The sequence below is a fragment of the Pelagibacterium halotolerans genome, assembly GCF_044811015.1.
Lineage (GTDB): Bacteria > Pseudomonadota > Alphaproteobacteria > Rhizobiales > Devosiaceae > Pelagibacterium > Pelagibacterium halotolerans_A.
In genome coordinates this window covers 198287-217538 of sequence record NZ_CP085243.1, presented here as the reverse complement: position 1 = coordinate 217538, position 19252 = coordinate 198287, and the positions used below count along the sequence as shown (strand labels likewise).

19 protein-coding genes and 1 other annotated feature are annotated in these 19252 nt (G+C 60.5%); of the genes, 5 read left to right on the top strand and 14 right to left on the bottom strand.

The genetic code is table 11. The features are described 5' to 3' along the window. The first annotated feature begins 233 nt into the window (after nt 1-233). The 3 genes from LG281_RS01130 to LG281_RS01120 are packed head-to-tail and all read left to right on the top strand — an operon-like array spanning nt 234 to nt 3578. On the top strand, nt 234-623 hold the full coding sequence (locus tag LG281_RS01130) for a response regulator transcription factor (RefSeq protein WP_404403545.1): 390 nt from the start codon (nt 234-236) through the stop codon (nt 621-623). Nucleotides 624-636: 13 nt separating this feature from the next. Next, a complete protein-coding gene (locus tag LG281_RS01125; RefSeq protein ID WP_404403543.1) occupies nt 637-873 on the top strand; it encodes a hypothetical protein in 237 nt (78 codons plus the stop codon). Then, nucleotides 870-3578 carry an ATP-binding protein gene (locus LG281_RS01120; protein WP_404403541.1) on the top strand — a complete coding sequence of 903 codons (2709 nt, stop codon included), beginning with the start codon at nt 870-872 and terminating at the stop codon, nt 3576-3578. The genes LG281_RS01125 and LG281_RS01120 overlap by 4 nt, the downstream gene beginning before the upstream one ends. A 58-nt stretch (nt 3579-3636) precedes the next feature. Here LG281_RS01120 and LG281_RS01115 read toward each other — a convergent pair whose 3' ends face one another. Genes LG281_RS01115 through panB form a run of 3 tightly spaced genes read right to left on the bottom strand, consistent with a single transcriptional unit; the run spans nt 3637 to nt 5739 of the window. Continuing rightward, a complete protein-coding gene (locus LG281_RS01115) occupies nt 3637-3999 on the bottom strand; it encodes a hypothetical protein (protein WP_404403539.1) in 363 nt (120 codons plus the stop codon). 37 nt (nt 4000-4036) lie between these two features. Then, a complete protein-coding gene (gene panC / locus LG281_RS01110) occupies nt 4037-4897 on the bottom strand; it encodes a pantoate--beta-alanine ligase (RefSeq protein WP_404403537.1) in 861 nt (286 codons plus the stop codon). Continuing rightward, nucleotides 4894-5739, bottom strand: coding sequence for a 3-methyl-2-oxobutanoate hydroxymethyltransferase (panB, locus tag LG281_RS01105; RefSeq protein ID WP_404403535.1), 846 nt, complete (start codon nt 5737-5739; stop codon nt 4894-4896). Before panB ends, panC begins: the two co-directional genes overlap by 4 nt. Nucleotides 5740-5931: 192 nt before the next feature. Then, nucleotides 5932-5989 (top strand) — a sequence feature (sul1 is cis-regulatory element that is thought to sense ions involved in sulfur or methionine metabolism; They are found in Alphaproteobacteria). Between the two features lie 73 nt (nt 5990-6062). Between panB and LG281_RS01100 the strand changes: the two genes are divergently transcribed. Next, nucleotides 6063-7547: a SulP family inorganic anion transporter gene (locus LG281_RS01100; RefSeq protein ID WP_404403533.1), complete on the top strand. Its 1485-nt coding sequence runs from the start codon at nt 6063-6065 to the stop codon at nt 7545-7547. 11 nt (nt 7548-7558) lie between these two features. Then, nucleotides 7559-8413: a universal stress protein gene (locus LG281_RS01095; RefSeq protein ID WP_404403531.1), complete on the top strand. Its 855-nt coding sequence runs from the start codon at nt 7559-7561 to the stop codon at nt 8411-8413. A 3-nt stretch (nt 8414-8416) separates the two neighbouring features. On the opposite strand, the gene LG281_RS01090 is transcribed toward LG281_RS01095, so the two are convergent. From LG281_RS01090 to LG281_RS01040, 11 genes are all read right to left on the bottom strand, one after another. Beyond that, nucleotides 8417-9385, bottom strand: a complete 969-nt coding sequence (locus LG281_RS01090; protein ID WP_404403529.1) for a Gfo/Idh/MocA family oxidoreductase — start codon at nt 9383-9385, stop codon at nt 8417-8419. A 73-nt stretch (nt 9386-9458) separates the two neighbouring features. After that, a complete protein-coding gene (locus LG281_RS01085) occupies nt 9459-9968 on the bottom strand; it encodes a copper chaperone PCu(A)C (RefSeq protein WP_404403528.1) in 510 nt (169 codons plus the stop codon). A gap of 19 nt (nt 9969-9987) precedes the next feature. Then, on the bottom strand, nt 9988-11310 hold the full coding sequence (locus LG281_RS01080; protein WP_404403526.1) for an ABC transporter permease: 1323 nt from the start codon (nt 11308-11310) through the stop codon (nt 9988-9990). Further along, nucleotides 11303-11986: an ABC transporter ATP-binding protein gene (locus LG281_RS01075; RefSeq protein WP_404403524.1), complete on the bottom strand. Its 684-nt coding sequence runs from the start codon at nt 11984-11986 to the stop codon at nt 11303-11305. The genes LG281_RS01080 and LG281_RS01075 overlap by 8 nt, the downstream gene beginning before the upstream one ends. Beyond that, nucleotides 11986-12423, bottom strand: coding sequence for a hypothetical protein (locus LG281_RS01070; RefSeq protein ID WP_404403522.1), 438 nt, complete (start codon nt 12421-12423; stop codon nt 11986-11988). Before LG281_RS01070 ends, LG281_RS01075 begins: the two co-directional genes overlap by 1 nt. 108 nt (nt 12424-12531) lie before the next feature. Next, complete coding sequence (locus tag LG281_RS01065) at nt 12532-14019, bottom strand: alkaline phosphatase (RefSeq protein ID WP_404403520.1); 1488 nt, start codon at nt 14017-14019, stop codon at nt 12532-12534. 117 nt (nt 14020-14136) lie between these two features. Continuing rightward, nucleotides 14137-15210: an ABC transporter ATP-binding protein gene (locus tag LG281_RS01060; protein ID WP_404403517.1), complete on the bottom strand. Its 1074-nt coding sequence runs from the start codon at nt 15208-15210 to the stop codon at nt 14137-14139. Continuing rightward, nucleotides 15207-16034, bottom strand: a complete 828-nt coding sequence (locus LG281_RS01055; protein ID WP_404403515.1) for a carbohydrate ABC transporter permease — start codon at nt 16032-16034, stop codon at nt 15207-15209. Before LG281_RS01055 ends, LG281_RS01060 begins: the two co-directional genes overlap by 4 nt. A gap of 4 nt (nt 16035-16038) precedes the next feature. Next, complete coding sequence (locus tag LG281_RS01050) at nt 16039-16941, bottom strand: carbohydrate ABC transporter permease (protein WP_404403513.1); 903 nt, start codon at nt 16939-16941, stop codon at nt 16039-16041. Between the two features lie 106 nt (nt 16942-17047). After that, nucleotides 17048-18280: an ABC transporter substrate-binding protein gene (locus LG281_RS01045; RefSeq protein ID WP_404403511.1), complete on the bottom strand. Its 1233-nt coding sequence runs from the start codon at nt 18278-18280 to the stop codon at nt 17048-17050. Nucleotides 18281-18342: 62 nt separating this feature from the next. Then, a complete protein-coding gene (locus LG281_RS01040) occupies nt 18343-19245 on the bottom strand; it encodes a sugar phosphate isomerase/epimerase family protein (RefSeq protein ID WP_404403509.1) in 903 nt (300 codons plus the stop codon). Between the last annotated feature and the right edge of the window lie 7 nt (nt 19246-19252).

Sequence of the window (19252 nt, the reverse complement as noted above, 5' to 3'; positions counted from 1 at the left end):
CAAGCCAAAAATCCCGGGCGTATGCGGCGAGGCTCGTCTCGCATCTATATAATCAGTATGAGGCGCGTCTCGCCGCATACCGCTCACGTCATTCAGCATCCGAGGCGCACGCGCCGTCGGACGACAAGCCGTGCCCACCACCTTCTTATCCAAACGAACACTTGGCGAAACCGCACCTTTCCGTTTAAGTGAACCATTGCGTTCCTTTGGAGGAGGGAACTGGAGGGGGAAATTTGGCAATCGATATTCTGATCGCAGAAGATGAACCATCCATCCTCGAAGCCCTTGATTTCGTCCTGCAGCGCGCAGGATGGTCGATCGCTTCGGTTATGGACGGAGAGGCCGTCATGGACGCCGTGCATCGCATGCAGCCACGCATTCTGGTACTCGATATCATGCTCCCCAAGCGCAGCGGCTTTGAGGTGCTCAAGCAGATCCGCGGGGACCGCATCACCCGTGACCTGCCTGTCCTCGTACTCACGGCCAGGGGCCAGCAACAGGACCGCCGGATTGCGGAGGAACTGGGTGCCGACGTCTTCGTCACCAAGCCATATGCCAACGCCGAGGTCGTCGACACCGTCCGCCGGATGATTGGCAATCCGGCCCCCCGGAACACGTCATAGCGGTGCCATCCCGATGACCCGTCGTAAAATCGTCGGTGCCTCGTTGTTTTTCACTCTGTTCGGCGCCATTGCGATCTTTCCGCCCGTGATCTGGCTGTTCCAGGCCGACAGTCCGGTTTTCGGTGTGCCGCTTGAAGTTCTTTATATCTTCGGGCTTTGGATCGCGCTCGTCATCGGCGCGTTGCGCTTCGCCACCATGCTGCCCCCCGATGAACCCTCGGCCCTCGAGAACTGGGACAAGGACCAATGACGCTCACCGCCGATTTGGTCATCGCCACGGCCATCGCCTATGTCGGGCTCCTGTTCCTGATCGCCTATATCGGCGACAGCCACACCCAGCGCCGCGACGGCGGATTCCTGCGCTCGCCCTTCGTCTATACGCTCTCGATCTCGGTCTATTGCACGAGCTGGACCTTCTACGGCGCCGTCGGCACAGCCGCGCGTTCGGGGCTCGAATTCGTCACGATCTATCTGGGCCCCACCCTCGTTTTTGTCGGCTGGTGGTTCATCCTGAGGCGCCTCGTCCGCATCAGCCACGACCAGCGCATCACCTCGATTGCCGACCTCGTCTCGTCGCGCTTCGGCAAGTCGAGCCGGCTCGCCGTCCTCATCACCATCCTCGCCGTCATCGCCATCGCGCCCTATATTGCGCTGCAACTCAAGGCCATTACCTCCTCGATTGAGGCCATCGCCGGCTCATCCGAATTCGGCCGCGGCAGCCTCGCCGGGCTCGACGACGTCGGCCTTGCCCTGGGCGTTGCGGCGGGCATGGCGATGTTCACCATCCTTTTCGGCACCCGCAATGTCGACGCGAAAGAGCAGCACCACGGCGTCGTCGCGGCCATCGCCTTCGAGGCCGTGGTCAAGCTGACCGCGCTCATTTCGGTGGGCATCTTCGTGCTCTATATCGGCGGTGGTATCGACCCGATCTTCGCCAACGCCGCCGAAGCCGGTATCGAGATCAACGCGCGCAATTCGTTCGGCGATCGCTGGGTTGCTATGACGCTTCTGGCCGCAAGCGCCGTCATCTGCCTGCCGCGCCAGTTCCAGGTCACTGTCGTCGAAAATTCCGATGAAAGTCACCTGCGTACCGCAAGCTGGGTCTTCCCCGGCTACATGCTCGCCATGAGTCTCTTCATCTTGCCTATCGCGCTTTTCGGGCTCACCTCGATGCCCCCGGGCTCGAACCCCGACATGTTCACCCTGACCTTGCCGCTCGCCGCCGGTCAGGACGGGCTGGCGCTTTTCGCCTTCATCGGCGGATTTTCCTCTGCAACCTCGATGATTATCCTCGAATCCATCGCACTCTCGATTATGATCTCCAACCATATCGTGGTGCCCGTCATGCTGAGGATGACTGCCAATAACGGGATCGATGACGGCCAGGGCGTACGCGCAATCATCCTCAACGCCCGCCGCTTCTCGATCATCCTCATCCTCTTTCTGGGCTTCGGCTATTTCTACCTGACCCGCGGCTCGGATGCCCTCGCCCCAATCGGACTGATCTCGTTTACTGGGGTGGCCCAATTCCTCCCCGCGATCCTCGCGAGCCTTTTCTGGCGCGATGCGTCGGCAAAAGCGGCGACTGCAGGGATCATCCTGGGGTTCATCGTCTGGCTCTGGTCGAGCTTCATGCCAAGTTTCGCCTCCTCCTCGCCGCTGGTCGCGCAGATCATGACCCAGGGTCCTGCAGGCATCACCTGGTTGCGTCCTCAGGCCCTTTTCGGCCTCGAAAGCCTCGACCCCCTTGCCCACGCGGTCTTCTGGAGCTTGTTTCTCAACACCTCAGTGTTGATCGTCGGCTCGCTCATGACCAGCCAGTCAGCGCTCGAGCACGTCCAGGCCGCACTCTTCCTGAACGTCTTCCGCAACCGCCCTCAAAATGCCGGCCCGTTGCGCGGCTCGGCCGCCGCTGACGACCTCTTCCTCGTCGCCCGCCGCGTCCTTGGCCATGGCCGCGCCGTCGCGCTCTTTTCCGAAGAGGCCAAACAGGCCCGCATGCCCTGGTCGAGCCTCGAGCCCAGCCCCGCCTTCATCCGCAAGCTCGAACGCGAGCTTGCCGGCTCGATCGGAGCCGCCTCGGCCCATGTCATGCTCTCGAAAGTGGTCTCGGGCGATGCCATCTCACTCGAGGAAGTCATGCAGATGGCCGACGAAACCCAGCAGGCCATCGAATATTCCCAGGAACTGGAAAAAACCTCCAACGAGTTGCGCGCCACCGCCGATAAGCTCGAGATCGCGAACCAGCAATTGCGCAAGGTCGACCTGCAAAAAGACGAATTCCTCAGCCAGGTCAGCCACGAAGTCCGTACGCCAATGACCGCGATCCGTGCCTTTTCCGAAATCCTCCTGCACGAAAAGGATCTCGAGGAGAAATCGCGCCAAAAATTCGTCCAGACCATCCACAAGGAAAGCCTCCGGCTCACCTCGCTGCTCGATGAAATCCTCGATCTTTCCGCCCTCGAGCGTGGCGAACGGTCTTGGGAAAACCGGCCCGTTTCTGCCGAAGACGCCCTCGATCAGGCCCTGCGCGTCTGCGACGCCCTCGCCCGGCAGAACAACACCAAACTCAATGCCTTGGAGCGCGCGGCTGACGTCACCGTCCTCGCCGAACCCGACCGGCTGAGCCAGGTGCTCATCAACCTCATCTCGAACGCGGTCAAGTACAACGGCGCCATTCAGCCCGAGGTCGAAGTACGCTCGCGTATCGAAAACAGCCGTTATGTCGTGGAGATCTGCGACAATGGTCTGGGGATCGCCGAAGAAGAACGCGCCCGCATCTTCGACAAATTCTATCGCGGTCGCCTAGGCGAAACCGGCCCCTATTCAGGAGCCGGTCTCGGACTTCCGATTTCCCGGGAGATCATCTCGCGCATGAACGGCACGCTCGAACTGATCCCGGGCTGGCTCGAAGGGGCATGCTTCCGCGTGTCCCTGCCGATCGTCCCCAAATGAGACCGTATCACGCACTCTTAAGGCACCGCTGCCGACACCCACGAAGATTTTGCAAAAATCACCGTGAAGACCGCTGGTCATCGTTGCGGATCGATCCGCGCGCTGGAGGCGGAACGCCGAAGAGGAGGAAAACCAGCGTTGCCCACAGCCCGCGCCACCAATCGATCAACGCTGGCGCTTCGGTTTCCCCGGAGCCGGTTCCCATTTCGGCAAGAAGCGCCATCGCTTCTTCGACCTGCGCAGCGGGTACCTTGATCTCGACACCACCAATCGCATGCATCAAGTGCCAGGCAACAGCCGCCGTATGCGCATGAAAAGGAACCGCGGAAATGCCGTAGGCACTCAGATAAGCCACGATCACCTGGGTTTCCGAGGCACCGTACCCGCGCACAATTGTAACAAGATCACCCTCGGAATCCATAAATCTCACTCCAATTCAGCAGCGAGAATCGCAATACTCAAGCATAAATCTGCGCGCTGACCGGCACATTGTCGATCAACCGCACACCGTCGAGCCATGCCGCCACAAGTAATCGCGCCGCCTGTCCCGGCTTTGCTACCGGCGCCAGCGTCTCGGCATCCCGCAGTTCGAGGTATTCGACCTCTGTAAATCCAGCCGCCAGAATATCCGCCTTTGTCTGCGCGATCACAGAGTCAACGTCTTCCCCGGCCGCAATCCGCTTTGCGGCGTCGAACAGCGCTGCGCTCAACCGCGGTGCAGCCGCCCGCCCCCCCCGCGTCAGCCGCAGATTGCGCGAAGACATCGCCAATCCGCCATCCTCGCGCACGATTGGCCCGCCGACAATCGTGACTGGCATATTAAGATCGGCCACCAGCCGCCGGATCACCGCAAGCTGCTGAAAGTCCTTCTCGCCGAACACGGCGACGTCGGGCTGGCTCTGCAAGAGCAGTTTGGTCACAACCGTCGCGACACCGTCGAAATGCCCTGGCCGGAACGCGCCGCAAAGCCCCTCGCTCACACCAGCGACCGAAACCGTCGTCGAAAACCCTTGCGGATACATTTCATCGAGCCCTGGCGCGAACAATAGATCGGCACCCACCGCGCCAAGCTTCCCGGCGTCCTCAGCCTCGCTGCGCGGATAGGCGGCGAGATCGTCGGCATTATTGAACTGTTTGGGATTGACAAAAAGCGTCACGACGACACGGTCTGCGCGGGTCTTCGCCAGCCGCACAAGGCTCAGATGCCCATCATGCAGCGCGCCCATGGTCGGCACGAGCCCCACGCGATAGCCCGCATGCCGCCACTGCTCGATCCGCGCGCGCAGCTCGGCAACCGTTCGGACGATCGAAACGCTCATCCTTCGGTCCCGCTCGGCAAAGCCTTGGGCGAATCCCCGAACACATGCTCCGGTCCGGGAAACCGCCGCGACCGAACGTCCTCGGCATAAGCCGCAATGGCCTCTTCAGCCATTTTGCCGAGTTCCGCATAACGCTTGACGAACTTTGGGTGAAAGTCGGTGAACACGCCCAGCATGTCGTCGACTACGAGAATTTGCCCGTCGCACTGCGCTGAAGCGCCGATTCCTATGGTTGGAATATCGACCGCACCGGTGATCCGCCGCGCGAGGATATCGGGCACCTTCTCGATAACCACCGAGAAGGCTCCGGCCTCCGCCACGGCCCGCGCGTCGGCCAGCACCGCGTCGGCATCGGCGCCCCGGCCCTGCACCTTGTACCCACCAAAGGTATTCACCGATTGCGGCGTGAGCCCGACATGCCCCATGACCGGTATCGCCCGCGCGGTCAGGTACCGGATGGTTTCGGCGATCGCGCCACCGCCCTCGAGCTTGACCGCTGCGCACCCTGTTTCCCGCATCAGCGCCGCGGCATTGCGAAACGCCTGCTCCGGGCTTTCCTCATAGGACCCGAACGGCATATCGACGACCATCAACGCCTTCGAAAGCCCCCGCCGCACCGCCTTTCCGTGCATCACCATCATGTCCATGGTGACTTCAAGCGTAGATGCCAGCCCATGCATAACCATGCCGACGCTGTCTCCAACGAGCACGATGTCGCAATGTTCATCGACAAGCTTGGCGATTGGCGTCGTATAGGCCGTAAGACAGACAAGCGGCGTCTTGCCCTTACGTGCGCGAATATCCGGCGGCGTCAGCACCTTGACCGGCTTGGAATGGCTCATGGCTCGCTCCGCGACAAGGACGTTTTTACGCCCCTTTTGTTGTGGCTGTCATAAACTAGGCGCGTGGCCGATGAAAGCCCGACTCTCGTATACCTCCCATGCACGGAAGCCCGCGAAGTCTCACCCGCCATGCACCCAGCGCATTGCAGACATGACTTGCAATCAAGCCAGTACCCTTTAAGAGCATACCCAAACGGACTCGGCCCGCTCCGCCGAGTGGCTTCTCCGGGCGCCCATCCCCCGGTCACCTTCAGCATTCGCGATTATCATCTCGACGTCGAACGCCGAACGCTTGTGCTGACCGCAAGAACAAACAAAACAGCATGGAATTCCTTACCCGATATCGCACCGAATGGTTCGGTAACGTCCGCGCCGATATCCTGTCTGGCCTCGTCGTCGCTCTGGCCCTCATCCCAGAAGCCATCGCCTTTTCCATCATAGCCGGCGTCGATCCCAAGGTCGGGTTATACGCTTCCTTCTCAATCGCAGTCCTTATCGCCTTCGTTGGCGGTCGTCCCGGCATGATTTCCGCGGCAACCGCGGCGACCGCGGTGCTCATGATTCATCTCGTGCATGATCATGGCCTGCAATACCTCCTCGCCGCGACGGTCCTTGCCGGTCTACTGCAAATCGGTGCGGGCTTTCTCAAGCTCGGCTATGTGATGCGCTTCGTTTCGAAATCGGTCATGACCGGCTTCGTCAATGCGCTGGCAATCCTGATTTTCATGGCGCAATTGCCCGAATTGACAAACGTGACCTGGGTCACCTACGCCCTTGTCATCGGCGGCCTCGCCATCATCTATCTCTTCCCGTACCTGACCAAGGCGATCCCGTCCCCGCTGGTTTGCATCGTCGTGCTTACAGCCCTTTCGATCGCGCTTGGCCTCGACGTGAGAACCGTTGGCGACATGGGCGACTTGCCCGACACCTTGCCGGTCTTCCTCATCCCGCAGATCCCCCTCACCTTCGAGACACTGATGATCATCCTGCCTTATTCGGCAGCCGTGGCCGTCGTAGGTCTCCTGGAATCCCTGATGACCGCCCAGATCGTCGACGATCTGACCGATACAGGATCGGACAAGAACCGCGAATGCATCGGCCAGGGCGTCGCCAACACGGCGACCGGGTTCATCGGCGGCATGGCCGGCTGCGCCATGATCGGCCAGTCCATGATCAACGTGAAATCCGGCGGGCGGGGACGACTCTCAACCTTCCTTGCCGGTGTGTATCTGCTGTTCATGATTCTCGTTCTGAGTGACTTGGTGAGTGCGATCCCCATGCCAGCGCTCGTCGCCATTATGATCATGGTTTCGATCGGCACCTTCTCATGGAGCTCGATCAAGAACCTCGGAACCCACCCGAAGAGTTCGTCTATCGTAATGCTTGCAACGGTGGTTACCGTGGTCTACACCCACAACCTCGCCATCGGTGTCCTGATCGGCGTTCTTCTCTCGGGCATTTTCTTTGCCTGGAAAATCGCCCAGCTTTTCCGGATCACGTCCGAAGCCACCGACGACGGTCGCCAACGCACCTATATCGTTGAAGGCCAGCTCTTTTTTGCCTCCGCGGACGAATTCACGGCTGCTTTTGACTTCAAGGAAGCGCTCGATAAGGTCATAATCGACGTAAGCCGCGCGCATATCTGGGATATTTCGAGCGTTCAGGCGCTCGACATGGTCATCCTCAAATTCCGCCGCGAAGGTGCGGACGTCGAGGTGCTTGGAATGAACGCAGCCAGCGAGACGCTCGTCGACAAGCTTGCGATCCACGACAAGCCCGGCGCGCTCGACAGCCTCATGGGGCACTAAGGGAGGTAGTAATGTCTAGGATCATCGCCTTTATCGACGGCTCGGTCTATTCCGACAGCGTGCTCGACCACGCTGCCTGGGCCGCCCAAAGGCTCGACGCCAGCGTTGATGTCGTTCACGTTATCGGCCGGCGGGATATCTCGACGACCACATTCGACCTTTCAGGCAGCCTCATGCTCGGCGCGCGGACAAACCTCCTCAACGAACTCGCCGAACTCGACGCACAAAAGGCCCGCCTCGCCATGGAGCGCGGCCGGGTCCTGGTGGATGGCGCGGTCGCGCGGCTCCAGGAGGCCGGTGTCAAGGAGGCCCACGCCAAACTGCGCAAGGGCGATATCCTCGACGCGGTACAGGATCTCGAACCCGACGCCGACCTGATCGTCATCGGCAAGCGCGGGGAGGCAGCGGACTTTGCCAAACTTCACTTGGGCTCCAACCTTGAGCGCGTCGTTCGCGAGAGCTCCAAGCCCGTCATCGTGGCCGCCCGCGCCTTTACCCGGCCTGAACGATTCATGGTCGCTTTCGACGGCGGCGTCAGCGCCACCAAAGCCATCGCGCACATCGCGCAGGGCAAGCTCTTCCCGGGGCTCGAATGTCACGTCGTGATGGCCGGCAAGGACACCGAGGAAAACCGTGGCAAACTCGACACAGCGCGTACGCAACTCGTAAACGCAGGATACAAGGTTTCGACCAAACTCGCCGACCTCGAACCCGAAGCGCTCATCGCCGACTACGTCATCGACAATGCGGTCCAGTTCCTCGTCATGGGCGCTTATGGCCACTCGCGCATCCGAACCTTCATCATCGGTTCGACAACGACCGAAATGATCCGCTCGGTGACGATTCCCGTGATGCTGTTCCGGTAGACCTCACGCCGGGTCCGCAGCCAGGATCGCATCGATCATTTTCTGGTTGCCGTAGGAGAATTCCAGAGGGCAGGCAAAAGGCTCACCCGTTCGCGCCGACCGGATGAATGCCTCGACCATCAGCTGGTACTGGTCCACCGCATTATAGCTCTGCGACCGCGTCGTACCGTCGCCGAGCCGGATATCGAGCCGCACATCGCCGTATAGGTGCGTATTGAAGGGCGCGCTGAGCCGCAGCCAGCCCTCCTCCCCATGGAACACCATCTCCTGGCGCGGTGCATGACGCATGCCGACGTAAAAACTCATGGTGAAGTCGGGGAAATCCGCCCATACCCGAGCGAAGGTATCGACGCCGTTTTCACGATCGATGTCGGCGCGCAACCGTGTCGGCTCGGCTCCGGTCACGAATCGCGCCGTAATCGAGGGATAAACCCCGATATCGTATAGCCCGCCTCCGCCGGTCGCGGCCTGGTTGCGGATATTGGCTGGGTCGAGGTTACGGTAGGTGAACGCGCCATCGATATGACGAAGCTTCCCGATCGCCCCCTCCGCGACAAGCGCCTTTGCGTCCTGCCACTGCGGATGGTGCACCACCATGAAACCTTCCGCCGCAAGCTTGCCCGATCTGTCGCGTGCCGCGATCAAGGATTTGATCTGCTCGGCCTCAAGCGCCAACGGCTTCTCGCACAGCACGTGCTTGCCGGCCTCCAGCGCCTTGAGCGTCCACTCGACATGCAGGTGATTGGGGAGCGGAATATAGACCGCGTCCACCTCAGGGTCATCGAGCAACGCCTGATAGTCCCCGATCACTCGCAAGCCGGGATACCGCGCGAGAAACGGCGCCGCCTTCTCGCCGCTTGTCGTCGCCAACGCGACGAGGTCGGCGTCCCAAGCCCTCGCAATTGCCGGTGCCAGAGCCGTCCGGGCGATATTCGCCGCCCCGAGAATACCCCAACGTAACGCTTCAGCCATGCCTGCCCTCCCCGAAACAGTTCGGAAAGGGTCCTAGCATTTCACGTGCCTTCGTACCAGAGAGGAGAGCACATCAATGCTGATGTCCGGCATGACTGTGCTGGCTTGCGTCAGCGGTTTCGACCGCAACGACGATATCGAGATGGCCGAAATCGAACGCGAGCTCCATCTCGAAGCTTTCGTCCTCGTGCAGGTCCCCAGAGAGCCCATCAAGTTTGATCGCCAGCCCGTTTGGGGCCAGCACGACCTCGCCACCAGCTGGTATCGGCATGCCCGGCAGTTCAACAAAGTCCGGCTCGCCATCGACAAGCGCAAAGCCCACAAGCGCAGCACTGTTCGCGTTGCCGGCCTCGCCGCCGACAAGCGTCACTTCGGTATTAGAATTGTTCTCGATCTCGACGAAGACCAAGGCATGATGGTCTCGTGTCGCATGAGTCCAGGCATGAACTGCCCGAACCCCATGCCCCTCCGAAACATGATCGTCGTCCTCCTCGTGCGCTGTATGATGCTCTTTGCTAGGTTCGTCCTTCGCGAAGGACGGAGTCGCGACGAGGGCAAGCGACAAAAGGACGGCACGGATCATGATCGGGCTCCAACACACTCTAACCGCGCAGATCAGTAACGACTGGGCGTGACAAAGCGATGAAGGCCGGTACCAGAGCAAGTGCGACGGTAACACTCACAAAAGCAGCAACCAGATGAAGCTCCGGCCAGCCGAGGCTCGACCGCACCAGGATATCGGTACGCGCTGTAACGATCCGCGAAATGACCTCGGCAGCGCCGAGCCCTACCACAATCCCCAGGATCGCGCCTAGGCCGATCAGGATGCTTGCATAGCTCCAGATAACCGAGAAAGCGAACCGTCGCGGAGCCCCGAGCGCACGCAATAACGCCAACCGCCTTGCGAACAGCCGCGTAAGGATCGCAAGCCCTGCGAGTACCCCGGCGGTCACCAGAACTTGCGTGACCACCGCCATGACGCTCATCACCTCGCGCACGTCGCCCATAAGCCCGTGCAGACTCGCAAGGACCGCGCCGGGAAAGAACGCCATGGTCTCGTTCGTCGTGAACTGAGAACGCAATGCATAATTGGCCCACAGCTCCTCCGCCCGCACCAACACCGCCGGCGTTCCCGGGAATTGCTCGGCAATGAAAGGCGGTCCGATTGTATTGGCGTCATCGGGCGGATGACCATTGGGCAACCCGTGCACTTCCCAAACGGCTTCGACCGGCACGAGGATCGCCTTGTCCCAAGGGCTGCCGGTCGGTTGCATACGCCCGACCACCTCATATTCGAAATGCCCGTGCGCGTCCTCCTCGGCGGCATCGCCAATCCCATGCGCGGGTGAAAACCTTTCGCCCAGAGCAAGATCGACATTGGCACCAATAACGGCATCGGCGCGGGTCTCGAACATCCGTCCGTCCGCAAGCGCTTCCGTCATATGCGTGACAAAATCCCCCGTCGTCCCGACCACCGGCGCGGATCGATAGCTATCCCCGAACGCGATCGGCGCGGCGAGGGAAACGTTCTCGGCGTTCGCAATGGCATTATATTGGGTGCCGGTGAGAAGCGGCACATCGGAGGGCTGCAGATAGACCGCCGCGAACAGCATGGTGATCTCGCTGCCCGGAGCCGAAACGACCAGGTCGAACTTGTCCGCTGCCCGCGCCGTGCCCTGTCGCAATCCGCGTTCCTGGGCGATCAGCCCGACCCCGATCCCGACCGAAACCGCGATCAGCGTGATAAACAGCAGGTTCGTCCATTTGAACCGCCACATCATCGCTTGCACCAACGACCACGGCCGGTATCCGAAGACGACGAGAGCGCCGATCGCAACGGCCGGCAGCAGCAAAAAAACGAACTGCAGCGCATCCTGAGCTGCCACGGGCAGACCGTCCCAGGCCATAAAAAAGGGATCAAGCATGGACGGTATCGCTCGCTATCTGGCCGTCAATGATTTCGATAACGCGGTCGGCACGCTCATGCACTGCCGGATCGTGGCTGACAGCGATCATCGTCTTGCCGTCTTCGCGCGCGAGCCGAACAAGATCATCGACCAGCGCGTCTGCCGTCTTGCGATCAAGGCTGGCGGTTGGCTCGTCGGCAAGAATGACCTGCGGATTACCGGCCAGCGCCCGCGCAATCGCTACGCGCTGGCGCTCCCCGCCCGAAAAGCTTTCGACTGTCCGCGCACCTGTCGGTGCAATCCCCAACCGTTCGAGGACCGTGGCGGCGCGCAACCGTATCGACCTTTGTATACTCGCGGGCCCGTAGGCCCCCGGTAACGCCGCGTTGGCGAGGGCGGAGAGTTCTTCGAACAACAAAAAATCCTGAAACACCAGCCCGATCGCGCGCCGCCGGAACGCTGCACACCCTTCGGGGCCCATTGCGAGGATGTCGGTATCACCCCATACGACTCGGCCCAGGGCGTGTTCTATCAGCCCCGCGCACGCGAAAAGAAAAGTCGACTTACCCGCCCCGGATGGACCCTTGACGGCCACACAACTGCCTGGCGCAATCTGCAACTCTTCAACCGCAAGAAGTGTGCGGCTGCCCTGTCCGGTCACCGCAAGCGCCGAAATGGCAAGACCAAGCCCCACTAGACCCGTTCCTGAAACGCATCGGTAAGCCGCACGCGGCTCACGAAGCCCAATTCAGGATCCTTGTAGGTCCCCAGTTCCAACGTCCCCGTCGTTGCGATCATGACGTTGAACGGAACCACGTCGATCACCCTACGCGCATAGACCGCAAGGATGTCATCCGGCCATTCGGCCTCACTCTCGCAAAACGGGCAAACGGCCATCGGCCTGTTGGTCAAAACATAAAATGTCGATTCAGCCTTGAGCGGTGGCGCCATATAACCGACAATGCTTACCCGTTGGCCTTCTTTCTCAAGGGCATAGTCGGTAAAGCTCATGTCGGTGTTATAAAGCTCACGGAGCCGCACCTGTTCATATGCAGCGCGGGCTTCGGTTGCGATAAACGGCGCACAAATCGCGGCGCCGGTGGCCGTGGCAAAAAACGCGCGACGGTTCATGACTGGCCTCCATTCCATCCGACAGGTCCCTCTACACTGGACATATGACACTAGGACGAAGGGCCCGGATCACTCCAGGCCCTTGGCATCCTCGTATCCGCGAGACGTTTATTCGACGCCAAGCGCAGCGTGGTTCATCACATGGAAGATATATTCTTGATCCATCGTGCCACCGAACAGGTGCGCCCAGGGCCCTTTGGCCCAAAGAGCGACGTCGACGCCCGAATGGGTCTCCGAGTTCATCGGAACGACGGCTTCCTGAAGATAATCGACGTCGAGGACCTGTTCCTGCGTCAGTTCCGGACGGGTACCCGAATAGGTACCATCTTCCTGCTCGACGAAAGACGAACCGGGACCATCACCGAAGACGACGACCGTATAGGGCTTGCCATCGGCAGCGAGGTTCGGCTCACCCGAATGCGCGATCTGACCGGCCTGAACACCCATGCACAGGCCAAGGATCGGCGTGCCGCGGCCACAATAGCCGTTGAAGGTGATCGCATGCTCATGGTCGGCAGTCACGATAATGAGGGTATCCTCGTCGTCGGTTAACTCATCGGCCAGCGCGACGGCTTCGGCGAAGGCGATGCCGTCGGTAAAGGTCCGGTAGGCATTCCCCCCGTGGCTGGCGTGATCGACGCGGCCGGCTTCGATTTCGAGATAGAAGCCGTTTTCGTTGCCCGAGAGCGCTTCGATGGCCATTTCGGTCATTTCGGCGAGCGAAGGCTGGGTTTCCACGTCGCGGTCGGCTTCGTACTGCATATGGCTGTCGCTAAATAGCGCCAGGATTGGCGAACCTGCGGTCAGATCCAAAGCTTCAGCCGAAGTACGATCATAGGCCCACTGGGCGCCGAGTTCGCGGGCGCGTTCGATCAGGTTAACGTCGTCGGGACGGTTGCCCACGAGCGTACCGTCGATCTCGATCCCCTCGGGCGCAAACGATCGCGCGCCGCCACCGAGCACGACGTCGACAGTGCCGGCTTCCATGGCGTCAATGAGCTGCGTGGCGATGTCCGTGCAACCTTCAGGCGCTTCATTTTCCCAGTTACGGTTAGCGGTTTTGGCATAAACGGCAGCAGGAGTTGCGTGCGTGATACGCGCCGTCGAAACGATGCCGACCGACTTCCCGGCATCCGATACGATTTCCGAAAAAACAGTCAGCGGTGCTTCGGTCGCGCAGTCGTTATGGACCACGGTATCGGCCATATTGATCGTGTTGAAAATCTGCTTGGTGCCGGTATTCATCGCGCCGGCCGTCGGCGCGGAGTCCGGCGTCTGGGCGTTGATATTGTAGGTCTTCACAATCGCCGTATGCGGATAGAGATCGTAGGGCAGGTTGTGCTCTTCGCCCAGAAGTCCCATCTGCTGTCCCTGGAAGAGACGGATACCATAATTGGTACCGACACCCATCCCGTCTGCGACGAACAGGATGACGTTCTTCGCCCGGTTGGTGTTCGGCTGCATATTGATAAACGACTCGAGCCGTTCCTCGGCGGCAGTGTAATAATCTGTGCCGGCCTGCGGTAAGTCCTGGGCAATGGCGGTCGACGCGCAAAGCGCCAGCGCCATCGACGTTACAATAGTACGTTGAAACATTTGGTGCCTCCATGGGGTTCCAATGGAGGCGCACGCTAGTGCCCATCTATGACGGGTGGTTCAAGAATTTACGACGATTGCATGACGATGGATCGGCGCCCTGCATGGGCATGGAGGTCAGATCGCCATACCCGTTTCCGGATCGAACACATGCACATTCTCAGGCGCGATGGTAAGCGCGATGGTATCCCCGGCAGCAACATCGGTTCGCCCATTGACCACAACCACGATCTCAGGCTCACCCAGTGACGAAATGTAGGTTGTCGCGCCGGTCGACTCGACCGTGGTCACCGAAAGCCGCAGGCCGGCCTTATCGCCGGTGGCAAGCCTGAGAAACTCGGGGCGTAGCCCGAGCGTGACCTTGCGCCCGGGGCCGAGCGCCCGGCCGATGCCGATCGAAGGTGCATCAGGCAGCGTCAGCGTCACGTGTGCCCCACTGTCGTCAACAGTGCCTTCGACGAAATTCATCGCCGGCGAACCGATGAAACCGGCGACAAACATGTTGGCAGGCCGGTCATAAAGCTCAAGCGGCGCGCCCTGCTGCTCGATCACCCCTTCGCGCATGACGACAACATGATCCGCCATCGTCATCGCCTCGATCTGGTCGTGCGTGACATAAACCGACGTCGCCTTGAGCCGGTCGTGCAGCGCGCGAATCTCCTTACGCATATGCACCCGTAGCGCTGCATCGAGATTAGACAATGGCTCATCGAACAAGAATGCCTTGGGATGCCGGATGATCGCCCGCCCCATCGCCACGCGTTGTCGCTGCCCACCCGAAAGTTCGCGCGGCAGGCGTTTCAAGAGCTTCTGAAGTCCAGTCGTCGCCGCAACCTCGTTCGCCGCCACTTCGGCCTCTACCTTTGGCCTTCGCTTCAACCGCAATGAGTATGTGAGATTGTCCAAAACACTCATATGCGGGTAGAGCGCATAGGACTGGAACACCATTGCTACATCGCGCTTGCGCGGCGGCACTCCGTTCATAACCTCCCCGGCGATCTTCATCGTCCCGCCCGAGATGCTCTCCAGTCCCGCAAGCGACCGCAACAGTGTCGATTTCCCGCAGCCCGAAGGCCCGACCAGTGCAACGAACTGCCCGTTCTCAATCGTCAGATTGATGTCCCTGAGCGCATGAAAAGCGCCATAGTGCTTATCGATATTCGATAGTTCGATCTGGGGCTGTGCGGTCATTTGAGCGCTCCCGAGGTAAGGCCGGCAACAATGCGGCGCTGAAGGAGAACGAAGGCGGCGAGGATCGGTGTCACATAGATCGAGGCATAGGCCATGATGTTGTTCCACTCGTTGGTGTTGGGGCCCATGAAGGCGTTGAGCCCAACGCTCGCCGGTTGCAGGCTTGGCGACTGGATGATCGACTTCGAATAGACATATTCGCCAAACGCCTGCATGAAAATGAGGATGGCCGAAACGAGGATGCCGTTGCGCGCCAGTGGCAGCGCGATGGCAAAGAACGCACCGATCCGCGAATTGCCGTCGACCAGCGCCGCCTCTTCAAGCTCGCTTGGCACGCTCATGAACGTCGCACGCACCAGCACCACGAAGAACGGCATGGTCTTCGCCGTCAATGCCAGGATCACCGCAAACCGGGGCGTTTCCAAAAGCCCGACCTGAGAGAAGCCCACGAAAATCGGCGTGATCATCAGCGACGCCGGCAGCACCTGCAGCATCAGGATCAGAAAGAGCCCGATATCGATCCACATATTGCGATACCGCGCCAGCACATAGGCGCATCCGGTCCCCAGGGCAGCGGTCAGAAACGTCGTACCCGAGGCGATGACGAGCGAGTTCCAGATATAGCTGCCCATGTCGCGTACGGACCAGACATAAGGGAAATTGTCCCACTGTGCGTCGCGCGGCACAAAGCCTGGCGGCGTCGCAAAAACTTCCGAGCCGGTCTTGAGACTCGTCACGTACATCCAGTAGAGCGGGAAGAGATAGAGCGCTGCTAACCCGAGGGCGACGACCAGCAGAGACCAGTTGCGCAAGCTTGCATTCATCGCTCTACCCCCGCACTTCGTGGCGCGTCGAGCGCACATAGATGACCGACGCGATCATCACCAGCGCGATCATCAGCACCGAGATCGTCGCGCCCTTGGCGAAATCGTACTGCCGGAACGAGAAGTCCCACGCCCAGTATTGCGCAACGTTTGAGGAGTTCGCCGGTCCGCCCGAGGTGATCGCTGCAAAAAGATCGAACTGTTGCAGGGTGAAGATAAGCCCCAGCGAAATCACCGCCCCGATCGTCGCCCGCATCATCGGCAGTGTAATCGTCCAGAAACGCTGCCACCCGTTCGCACCATCGAGCGACGCCGCTTCATAGAGATCGCGCGGGATCGAAGCCAGCCCAACCGACAGCAAAATCATGTTGAACGACGTTCCCAGCCAGATATTGGCGATAATCACCGCCCAGAGCGAAAAGGCGGTATCCGAACGCCAGAAAATATTGTCCTCAATAATCCCCAGCCCGGTCAGCGCAAAGTTGAGGACACCGAAATCTCCCGCGAGAATCCAGTTCCAGATCGCACCGACGACGAGCCCCGGCATCACCCACGACACGAGAAACAGCCCCCGGATGTAGCTCGATCCGGGAAACTTGAGCGTAAAGAACAGCGCCAGGGAGAATCCGATAAGGAACTGTCCGCCAATCGAGGCCACGACGAACACAACGGTGTTGCGCATAACTGGCCAGAAGATGGGCTCGGAGAAGACAGCAACATAGTTATCGAACCCGACGAATGGCCGCGCGAAAGTCCCCAGGCTGAACATGTCGACGGCCTGAAAGCTCATCACGACGTTGTAGGCGAGCGGCAGCCCGGCGAAGACGCCCAGGAAAAGCAGGGCGGCACCGACAAGCGCTATGTCGAACCCTTTCCCGTCGCGGAAGCTGGATATAACGCGGTTCATGAAAACGCTCCGATATTCGTAACGCGCTCCCGAACGGGATGGCCGAAGATCGCCCATCCCGCCCCTCGGGAGACTCCCAGGCCAGGCCCGGAAGGGTCGGGGCCTCTTATTTAAGAATCCCGTCAACCGTAGCCTGAGCCTGATCGAGCGCATCCTGGGCACTCATCTGCCCCGTCAGCGTGGACTGGATCGCGTCCTGAATAGCGCGCGAAATCTGCGGCCATTCAGGGTGCGGGCCGCGCGGCTTGGCATACTGGAGTTGCTCAAGGAACACCTGCAAAGCCGCATCCTTGAGAGGTTCACCGGTCGCCGGCAATTCGATATCCGAGCGCGCCGGAAGCTGGCCGAATTCGGGGAACAGCCGGTCATCCTGACTCGCAAAGTACTCAATCGCCTGGAATGCCTCTTCGGGATGCTCGGAGGTCGAGAAGATCGCCCAGTTGAAATCACCCATGGCCGAGGACCGCTCCGCGCCTTCCTCGGGCACCGGCAGAAGCGCCACGCCCCAATCGAACTCGGCCTCTTCCAACATGCGGTTAAGTTCCCACGGCCCGGAAATCACCATCGCCGCGTTACCGGCGTTGAACGTCCCGGTCGAATCCCACTGCCCGCGCGTCAGCGTATCGGGCGAAGCAAGCTTCTCGTCGAGAATGGTCTTCCAGACTTCGAGTGCCTCGACGACACCCGGCGCGTTGAGGTTGTCGTACCCGCCACCGGCCATCTGCGCCCAGGGCAGGAACTGGAAGGTGCCCTCCTCGTTCGCCTTGGCCGAGAACGCAAGGCCATAGACGTTGTTTTCCGGGTCGTTGAGCGCCCGCGCGGCTTCAACTAGCTCATCCCAGGTCTCGGGCGGATCGTTGGGGTCGAGCCCCGCCGCTTCGAACATGTCCTTGTTGTAGTAAAGCGCGATGGTATTGGTCGCCTTGGGCACGCCGTAGAGCTTGCCGTCCCACGTCACGGACGCCAGCGGACCGGGGAAATAATTGTCCGGATCGATCACATCGGACTCGGCCACCATATCCGTAATGTCGAGAAACGCCCCGCGCGAGGCGAACAGCGCGTGCTCGGGATTGTCCACAGCGATGATGTCCGGCGCCTGCCCGGTCGCGAAGGCGCGCATGGATTCGCTCACCACGTCGTCGAACTGGATCTGCCGATATTCGACCGTGATCCCGTTATCCATTTCCGAAAATTCCCGCGCCAGATTGAGCGCTGGCTGGTTCTCGTCGTCGAGCGACCAGACCGTGATCGTGGTCTGCGCCGCGCTAGCGCTCGTAAGCGCCAGAACGGAAACACCCGCAAGCGCGAGGCTTCCCGCTAAGCTCTTGAATTTCAACATAGTCCACTCCTCCTCTATGGGCTCTCTGGTTAAATGGCCGGGCTCCCGTCCCGGCCGGAAAATTACGCTGCGTCGGCGACGAAATCGCCGCCCCGGCAATGTTTGAGATAGTTGAGCGCGTGCACCTGCCCGGTCATCTCCAGTGCATCGCGGTAAACCGGGTCGTGCCAGCCTTCGATGTCGATGGATCCGGTCCAGCCGGCCAAGCGCAATTCCGAGATGATGTCGGTCCAATTGCTGTCGCCGAATCCCGGCGTGCGCATGAAGACGAAGGGCTCTTTCCCGAAGATGCCGTGCTCCTTGATCACGTCCCAGCGGATGGTCGCATCCTTGCCGTGAACGTGAAAAATCTTGTCCGCCCACTTGCGAATTTGTGGAAGCGGATCAATGAGATAGACCATCTGGTGACAGGGTTCCCATTCGAGCCCGATATTGTCGTCCGGCGTCTCGTTGAAGATGAGCTCCCAGGCGTCGGGGGTGTGGGCGATGTTCCAATCGCCGGTCTGCCAGTTGCCGTCCATGGCGCAGTTCTCGAAGGCGATCTTTACGCCCTTGTCCGCGGCGCGTTTGGCGAGTTCGGACCAGACTGTCTTATACTGCGGCAGGCTCTCCTCGATCGGCTTGCCCCGCACGCGGCCGGTGAAGCCGGCGACGCAGTCGGCGCCGAAATGATGAGCATTATCAATGCATTGCTTCCAGCCTTCCAGCGTCTCGCGGTCGAGCGGCTGGTCTTCGAGCGGGTTGCCGAACATGCCGATGGTGGAGATCGTGATGTCGCGATCCCCGATTGCGTCGCGGGCGCGCTTGCCCAATTCAGCGAGATCCTGGCCTTCCGTGGTCTGCCAGAAGAACGGCTCGAAGCTCTCGAACCCCTTGTCTACGATGGCCGCAATGGAACCATCGAGGGTTCCGCCATTGGCTTTGACCATGGTGCCGATACGGATGGCTTTGGCTGGATCGCTCACGATACTC

What these genes read in the sequence shown, in the direction of transcription:
- LG281_RS01060 (WP_404403517.1), bottom strand. Translation starts at nt 15,210, where the DNA reads ATGACCGCACAGCCCCAGATCGAACTATCGAATATCGATAAGCACTAT.
- panB (WP_404403535.1), bottom strand. Translation starts at nt 5,739, where the DNA reads ATGAGCCATTCCAAGCCGGTCAAGGTGCTGACGCCGCCGGATATTCGC.
- LG281_RS01055 (WP_404403515.1), bottom strand. Translation starts at nt 16,034, where the DNA reads ATGAATGCAAGCTTGCGCAACTGGTCTCTGCTGGTCGTCGCCCTCGGG.
- LG281_RS01065 (WP_404403520.1), bottom strand. Translation starts at nt 14,019, where the DNA reads ATGTTTCAACGTACTATTGTAACGTCGATGGCGCTGGCGCTTTGCGCG.
- LG281_RS01045 (WP_404403511.1), bottom strand. Translation starts at nt 18,280, where the DNA reads ATGTTGAAATTCAAGAGCTTAGCGGGAAGCCTCGCGCTTGCGGGTGTT.
- panC (WP_404403537.1), bottom strand. Translation starts at nt 4,897, where the DNA reads ATGAGCGTTTCGATCGTCCGAACGGTTGCCGAGCTGCGCGCGCGGATC.
- LG281_RS01125 (WP_404403543.1), top strand. Translation starts at nt 637, where the DNA reads ATGACCCGTCGTAAAATCGTCGGTGCCTCGTTGTTTTTCACTCTGTTC.
- LG281_RS01050 (WP_404403513.1), bottom strand. Translation starts at nt 16,941, where the DNA reads ATGAACCGCGTTATATCCAGCTTCCGCGACGGGAAAGGGTTCGACATA.
- LG281_RS01115 (WP_404403539.1), bottom strand. Translation starts at nt 3,999, where the DNA reads ATGGATTCCGAGGGTGATCTTGTTACAATTGTGCGCGGGTACGGTGCC.
- LG281_RS01095 (WP_404403531.1), top strand. Translation starts at nt 7,559, where the DNA reads ATGTCTAGGATCATCGCCTTTATCGACGGCTCGGTCTATTCCGACAGC.
- LG281_RS01070 (WP_404403522.1), bottom strand. Translation starts at nt 12,423, where the DNA reads ATGAACCGTCGCGCGTTTTTTGCCACGGCCACCGGCGCCGCGATTTGT.
- LG281_RS01085 (WP_404403528.1), bottom strand. Translation starts at nt 9,968, where the DNA reads ATGATCCGTGCCGTCCTTTTGTCGCTTGCCCTCGTCGCGACTCCGTCC.
- LG281_RS01120 (WP_404403541.1), top strand. Translation starts at nt 870, where the DNA reads ATGACGCTCACCGCCGATTTGGTCATCGCCACGGCCATCGCCTATGTC.
- LG281_RS01100 (WP_404403533.1), top strand. Translation starts at nt 6,063, where the DNA reads ATGGAATTCCTTACCCGATATCGCACCGAATGGTTCGGTAACGTCCGC.
- LG281_RS01080 (WP_404403526.1), bottom strand. Translation starts at nt 11,310, where the DNA reads ATGCTTGATCCCTTTTTTATGGCCTGGGACGGTCTGCCCGTGGCAGCT.
- LG281_RS01090 (WP_404403529.1), bottom strand. Translation starts at nt 9,385, where the DNA reads ATGGCTGAAGCGTTACGTTGGGGTATTCTCGGGGCGGCGAATATCGCC.